The sequence below is a fragment of the Nocardia sp. NPDC005366 genome (genome assembly GCF_040606855.1).
GTDB lineage: Bacteria > Actinomycetota > Actinomycetes > Mycobacteriales > Mycobacteriaceae > Nocardia.
Genome location: NZ_JBEXFQ010000005.1, coordinates 306,157 through 313,708, shown reverse-complemented (window position 1 = coordinate 313,708; position 7,552 = coordinate 306,157). Strand labels below are relative to the sequence as shown.

General features: G+C 68.5%; 1 protein-coding gene. It reads left to right on the top strand.

Going from position 1 to position 7,552, the window contains the following annotated elements:
* Nucleotides 1–86 precede the first annotated feature (86 nt).
* On the top strand, nt 87–7,445 hold the full coding sequence (locus ABZS43_RS08740; RefSeq protein ID WP_355035208.1) for an amino acid adenylation domain-containing protein: 7,359 nt from the start codon (nt 87–89) through the stop codon (nt 7,443–7,445).
* Nucleotides 7,446–7,552: the final 107 nt, after the last annotated feature.

Below are 7,552 nucleotides of genomic sequence, written 5' to 3'. Positions count from 1 at the left end.
TGGCCCAGGATCACGATCTACGGGGTGGGGCCGATTAACAGGACGGCCGTGCGGCCGAGTTGCACGCGAGAGGTGATCACACCCGAATGGACACTGCCCGCCGTTCTGGCCGTACTAGTCGTCGCCGCAGGTCGGGCAGCCCCACCTTCGGTCAGCTGCTGACCGCCGCGGTCGAGTCGGCCGCCGATTCGGTGGCCGTCCGCGAGGGCGACGTCGAACTCACCTACCGCCAGATGGACGCGGATTCCTCCCGTCTGGCCCGCGAATTGATCGAACGGGGCATCGGCCCCGGTGACGTGGTCGCCATCGGGATCGCGCGCTGCATCGAGTCGGTGCTGTCGGTCTGGGCCATCGCGAAAACCGGCGCGGCCTACGTTCCGGTGGATCCGTCCTATCCCTCGGATCGGATCGCCCACATCCTCGCCGATTCCGGCGCCACCGTCGGACTCACCACCTCGGCCCACCGGGCGGTGCTCGGTTCCTCGGTGTACTGGATCGAGTTGAACGATCCCGTGGTCGCCGGACGGCTCGCGGACCGCCCCGAACATCCGATCTCCTACACCGACCGGGTGCGCCCGCTCGACGAGCGTCATCCCGCCTACGTCATCTACACCTCGGGTTCCACCGGCAAACCCAAGGGCGTCGTCGTCAGCCATACCGGCCTCGCCGGTCTGGTCGCGGCCGAACGCGAGCACTACGGCGTCACCGGACAGTCCAGGGTGCTGCACGTCTGCTCGCCGAATTTCGACGTGTCGGTGCTCGAATTGCTGCTGGCCTTCACCGCCGGAGCGACCCTGGTGATCTCGCCGCCGTCGGTATTCGGCGGATTCGAACTCGCCGATCTGCTGCGGCGCGAGCGGGTGACGCACATGCTCATCACCCCGGGTGCGCTGGAATCGGTGGATTCGGCCGATCTGCCTGATCTGCGCGTCATCGTGGTCGCGGGCGATAAATTCGGCCCCGAATTGGTCGGGCGCTGGGCGGACGGCACCCGCGAGTTCTACAACGGTTACGGCCCCACCGAGGCCACCATCCTCGCGACCAGTTCCGCGCCGATGCGCGCCGACGAACCGGTGACCATCGGCACCGCCATCCCCGGTGTCGGCGCGTTCGTCCTCGATCCGAGGCTGCGGCCGGTGCCCGCCGGGGTCATCGGCGAGCTCTACCTGTCCGGTCCCGCGCTGGCCCAGGGCTACCTCAACCGTCCGGGGCTCAGCGCGGAGCGTTTCGTCGCGAGTCCGTTCGGCGAGGAGACGGGCAATCCCGGTGCGCGGCTGTACCGTACCGGCGATCTGGTGCGTCGCTCCGAAGACGGCGGCGCCATCGAATATCTCGGCCGCGTCGATTTCCAGGTCAAGGTCCGCGGTTTCCGCATCGAACTCGGCGAAATCGATAACGCGCTGACCAGCTACCCGAGTATCGATTACGCGGCGACGCTGGGTAAGACGCTGCCGTCGGGTCAGACGGCCCTGGTGTCTTATGTCTTGCCGCACGAAGTATCGCCGCACGAGCGCGCCGCCGTCGACACCGCCGAACTCACCGCGCATATCGCCGAATCGCTGCCCGCGTACATGATTCCGGCCGCCATCGTCGTGCTGGACGAGATTCCGCTGAACGCGGTGGGCAAACTCGATCGCGCGGCGCTACCCGAACCGGTTTTCGCCGCCCGCGAATTCCGCGCTCCGACCACCCCGACCGAGCGGATCATCGCCGAGGTCTTCGGCGCGCTGCTGCTCGCGGGCGTCGACGACGCCGAAGTGGGCGCCGACGACGACTTCTTCGAACTCGGCGGCAATTCGCTGCTGGCCGCGCAGGCGGCGGCGCGGATCGGCTCCGCGCTCGACGTGCGGGTTCCGGTGCAGTTGCTGTTCGAGGCGACCACGGTGACGGCGCTGGCCGAACGCGTGGAGCAGCAGGCGAATACGCCCGCCGGACGGGCACTGCATCCGGTGGAGCGGCCGGAGCGGGTGCCGCTTTCCTACGCGCAGCAGCGGATGTGGTTCCTGAACCGCTTCGACTCGGCCAGCGCGGTCAACAACATCCCGATGGCGGTGCGGCTCACCGGGCGACTCGATATCGCGGCGCTGCGGGCCGCGGTGGGCGATCTGATCGAGCGGCACGAGGTGCTGCGCACCGTCTATCCCGAAGTCGACGGCGTCGGTGTGCAACATGTGCTCTCGATCGACGATCCCGCGGCGGTGCCGGAACTCCTCGCAGTCGAGGGGAGCGAGGCGCAGGTTCCCCAGTTCGTCGGCGAGACCGTGATGGCCGGTTTCGACGTGACCGCCGCACCGCCGATCCGGCTGCGGTTGATGAGTCTCGGCGCGACCGAGCACGTCCTGGTCTGCGTCGTCCACCACATCGCAGGCGACGGCTTCTCGATGGGCCCACTGACCCGAGACCTGATGACCGCGTACGCGAATCGCGTATCGGGCGCCGCGCCTGCCTGGCCCGCGCTCGAGGTGCAATACGCCGACTACGCGATCTGGCAGCGCGAAACCCTCGGCGACGAGAACGACCCGGATTCGCTGCTGAGTCAGCAGATCACCTTCTGGCAGAACGAATTGGCCGGGCTGCCGGAACAATTGAATCTGCCCGCGGACCGTCCGCGCCCCGCCGTCGCCACCAACGAGGGCGCGACGTTGCGCGCGAATCTCGACGCCGAATTGCACGCGGCGCTGCGCGCGGTGGCCAAGCGGCACAATTCGACGCTGTTCATGGTCGCGCACGCCGCGCTCGCGGTGCTGCTGGCACGACTGTCCGGGACGAGGGATATCGCCATCGGCACCCCGGTCGCCGGCCGAGGCGAGGCGGCGCTCGACGATCTGATCGGCATGTTCGTCAACACCCTCGTGCTGCGCACCGAAGTCGATCCCGGCGCCACCTTCGAGGAATTGCTCGGCCGGGTCCGCGGCAGCGATGTCGACGCCTTCGGTCACGCCGACGTGCCGTTCGAGCGCCTTGTCGAACTGCTCGATCCGGTCCGCTCCACCGCGCGGCACCCGCTGTTCCAGGTGCTGCTCGTCCTGCAGAATCTCGCGCCGACGTCGCTGGAACTGCCCGAACTCACCGCGGCGGGCGTCGAGATGACGGTGCCGCTGGCGAAATTCGACTTGCAGCTGGAACTGGTCGAGGATATCGCGCCGGACGGAACGGCCCGCGGCGTCTCCATCGCCTACACCTACGCCACCGATCTCTTCGACGAACCGACGGTGCGCGATTTCGCGGACCGGTTCCGCCTGGTGCTGTCCTCACTGGTGGCCGATTCCTCCGCGATCGTCGGCGATATCGACCTGCTCGCACCGGGCGAGCGGGAATTGGTGCTGCGCGAATGGAATACCCCCGGCGCCGCCATTCCCGAGGTGACCCTCGTCGATCTGGTCGCCATGCAGGCGCGCCTGCGCCCGGACGCGATCGCGATCCGGTTCGGTGACACCTCGCTGAGCTTCGGTGAACTCCAGCGCAGGGCCAATCGCGTGGCCCGCGCCCTGATCATCCGTGGCGCGGGCCCGGAAAAGCTGGTGGCCGTCGCCGTCGCGCGTACCGAGGATCTGCCCGTCGCCCTGCTCGGGGTGCTGCTGTCCGGCGCGGGCTACCTGCCGATCGACACCACCTATCCGGCGCAACGGCTGGAGTTCATGCTCTCCGACGCCGCTCCCGCCTGCATCCTCGTCACCGCGCAAGAGCGCGACCGGGTGCCGAGCGCGGGCCGTGCCGTGGTGCTGCTGGAAGAGACCGCGGTCTACGCTTCCGCCCCCGTCACCGACGCGGATCGCATCGCGCCGCTGCGCCCGGACAATCTCGCCTATGTCATCTACACCTCGGGTTCGACGGGTATGCCCAAGGGCGTCGGGGTGGCCCATCGCAATGTGGTCGAGCTGTTCGCGAATACGCAGTCGCGGTTCGAATTCGACGAGACCGACGTGTGGACGCTGTTCCATTCCTTCGCCTTCGACTTCTCGGTCTGGGAATTGTGGTGCGCGCTCGCCAACGGCGGCACCGTCGTCGTCGTCGACTACCTGACCTCGCGGTCGCCGGAACTGTTCCGCGAGTTGCTGATCCGCGAACAGGTGACGGTGCTGAACCAGACGCCGTCGGCGTTCTATCAGCTGGCCGAGGCGGACCGGGCCGCCCATGCCACCGGCCAGGGCAAATTCGCGCTGCGCTATGTGGTCTTCGGCGGTGAGGCGCTGGATCTGCGGCAGTTGCGGCGCTGGTACGACCGGCACGCCGTGGACGCCCCGTGGCTGGTGAATATGTACGGCATCACCGAAACCACGGTGCACGTGTCGTTCTTGTCGCTGGACGAGCAGAAGGTGGAGAATCCGGCCAGCGTCATCGGCCGGGCGCTGCCAGGTCTGGACGCCTATGTCATCGATGAGCGTCTGCACCCCGCGCCGGTCGGCGTGGCGGGGGAGATCAATGTCGCGGGCAGGCAGCTCTCGCGCGGCTACCTGGGCAGGCCGGGACTCACCGCGACCCGATTCGTCGCGAATCCCTTCGGCGCGCCCGGATCGCGCATGTACCGCACCGGTGACGTCGGACGCTGGGTAGGTCTCGGCGGCGAGGCCAATCTCGAGTACGCGGGCCGCAGCGACCAGCAGGTTCAATTGCGCGGTTTCCGTATCGAACTCGGCGAGATCGAATCCGCGCTGCTGCGCTGTGCGGGTGTCAGCCAGGCCGTTGTACTCATCAGCGCCGACGAGCACGCGGGCGATCGGCTCATCGGCTACGCGGTTCCCGATACCGGGGCTCGGCTCGATCCGATCGAATTGCGCAGCGCCGTAGCGGAATTCCTGACCGGCTATATGGTGCCCGACGCGATCGTCGTGCTGGACACCCTGCCGCTCACCCCCAACGGCAAACTGGATCGCAAGGCGCTGCCCGCGGCGGAATTCGTCAGCGACGCGACCTTCCGCGCCCCGTCCTCGCCGCTGGAACAGGCTGTCGCCGAGGTGTTCTCCGGTTTGCTCGGGGGCATCGAGGTCGGTCTCGACGACGATTTCTTCGTACTCGGCGGCAACTCGCTGCTCGCCACGCGCGCGGTGGCCCGCGTCAACGCCGCGCTCGACGCGAATCTCGCTGTGCGCGAACTGTTCGAGGCGTCCACCGTCGCGGCGCTGGCCGCCCGCATCGTGTCAGGTGCGAGCGGCGGTCACCTACGCCCGCCGCTGACCAGGGGGGAACGCCCCGACCAGGTGCCGCTCTCGCTCGTGCAGCAGCGGATGTGGGTGCTCAACCAGCTCGATACGAGTTCGCCCGCCTACAACATTCCGCTGGCCATCCGGCTCAGCGGCGCACTCGACGTCTCCGCACTGCGCTACGCCGTCGCCGATGTGCTCGAGCGGCACGAGGCCTTGCGCACCCGCTACCCGGCCGCGGGCACCGGCGGGTTGCCGTACCAGGAGATCATGACCGTCGCCGAGGCGCTGCCCGGCGGACTCGAGATCGAGACGAACCACGATCCGATCGGCCGCATCACCGAGTTGATGTCGGTGGGATTCGATGTGACGGCCAAGGTTCCGCTGCGCGCGGTGTTGCTGGCGGGCGACGGCACCGCCGAAGCGGCCGAGGATCATCTGCTCGTCGTCGTCGTACATCACATCGCGGCCGACGGTGTCTCGATGGCGCCGCTGGCTCGCGACCTCGCCACCGCCTATGTCGCACGGGTGGAAGGACGTTCGCCGTCCTGGGCGCCGCTGGAACTGCAATACGCGGATTTCGCGCTCTGGCAGCGCGCCGCGATCGGCGTCGACACCGACGAGAATTCGGTGGCGGCGGCGCAATTGGCCTACTGGCGCGGTCAGCTCGCCGGACTGTCCGGCGAACTGGCGCTGCCGCTGGACCGCCCGCGCCCCCAGGTGCCGTCCATGCGCGGGGCCATGACCGGGATCTCGTTACCCGCCGAGGTGCACGAGAAGCTGTCGAAGATCGCGCGCGAACATAATTCGACGCTGTTCATGGTCGTGCACGCGGCCCTCGCCGTGCTGCTCGCGCGGATGTCGGGAAGTTCGGATATCGCCATCGGCACCGCGATCGCGGGTCGCGGCGAACGCGCGCTCGACGATCTGGTCGGCATGTTCGTGAATACCCTCGCCCTGCGCACCCGCGTCGACTCGGGGGCAGATTTCGGCGCACTGGTCGATCTGGCCCGCGAAACCGATCTGTCGGCCTTCGGTAATGCCGACGTGCCGTTCGAGCGGGTGGTCGAGGAAGTGGCGCCGGGACGTTCGAACGCGCACAATCCGCTGTTCCAGGTGGCGCTGTCGTTCGAGAGCATCGAACAGCCGTCGCTGGAACTGCCCGGCCTGACGATCACCGGGCTCGACGCGGGCACGGTCGCGGCGAAATTCGATCTCCAGGTCATCGTCGATCCGCGCCGCGCCGCGGACGGGACGACCGGTGAACTGAGCGTCCTGTTCAGCTACGCCACCGATATCTTCGACGAATCCACCGCGCGAGCGTTCGGTCGCCGTTTCGAGCGCATCATCACCGCCGTCGCGGCCGATCCCTCGGTGATCGTTGGCGATATCGATATTCTCGACGCCGAGGAGCGCGATCGGGTGCTCGTCGGCGCCGCCGACTCGGGCGAGAATTCGGTCACCACGGCAGGCGCGGCGCTGACCCAGTCGCTGGCCGCCGCGGTCGAGGACGATCCGGACGGACCGGCCGTGGTGTGGGGTGAGCGGGCGGTCTCCTATCAGGAGATCGATACGAGGTCCTCGCGCCTGGCGCGGGCGCTGATCGGGCGCGGCTGCGGTCCCGGCACCGGTGTCGCGGTGCGGCTGAACCGAGGCGTCGACGCGGTGGTGGCGCGGTGGGCGGTGCTGAAGGCGGGCGCCGCCCTGGTTCCGGTGGCGAGCACGGATGTCGCGCTGCCGGGCGCGGTCACCGTCGCGGTGGGTCTCGGACTCGCCGCCGATCCCCGCTTCGACACGGTGGATCGGCTGGCGCTGGACGATCCGGCGGTCGTCGCGGAAATAGCCGCGCAGTCCCCGCGTCCGGTGACCTACGCCAACCGGGTGCGCACCCTGCGCGGCGGCGATCCCGCCTTCCTATCGGCGGGCGTCGGCTCGTTGACCTATGACGAATTGGCCTCGGCCGCGGCTCGACTCGCGGCCCGCGGCGAGGTGAGTTTCGAATCGCGCACCTTCGAGCACGGGCGGCAGGAATCGGTGTCCGCGTTGATCGAGACGGTCGTCGCTGGCACGAACGGCGCATCGATCGTCATCGGTGACCCCGCGGGTGATCTGACCGGTCTGCTGGCCGACGAATGGGTGACCCATCTGTTCACCGACGCCGCGGCATTCGCGACCGTCGATGTCTCGGAATTGGAAGATCTGAAAGTCGCGGTGCTCGACGGTGATCCGGGCGTCGCGAGGTCCGCGGGGTCGGTCGAGATCGTCACGCTGTCGGAGTTGCTCGGAATCGCGGTGTCGTACTAGCCGATCGACCGATGCCGGTACCGGGTGGTGTCGTCGGCGAGACGTCTGCGGACACGGTGGCCCCGGGACCCGCGCTGGGCGCTGCCTTCACCGGCGTCCGGCGCTCG

Bases quoted from the DNA above. Each gene is read 5' to 3' on its own strand.
- ABZS43_RS08740 (WP_355035208.1), top strand. From the start codon at position 87: ATGGACACTGCCCGCCGTTCTGGCCGTACTAGTCGTCGCCGCAGGTCG.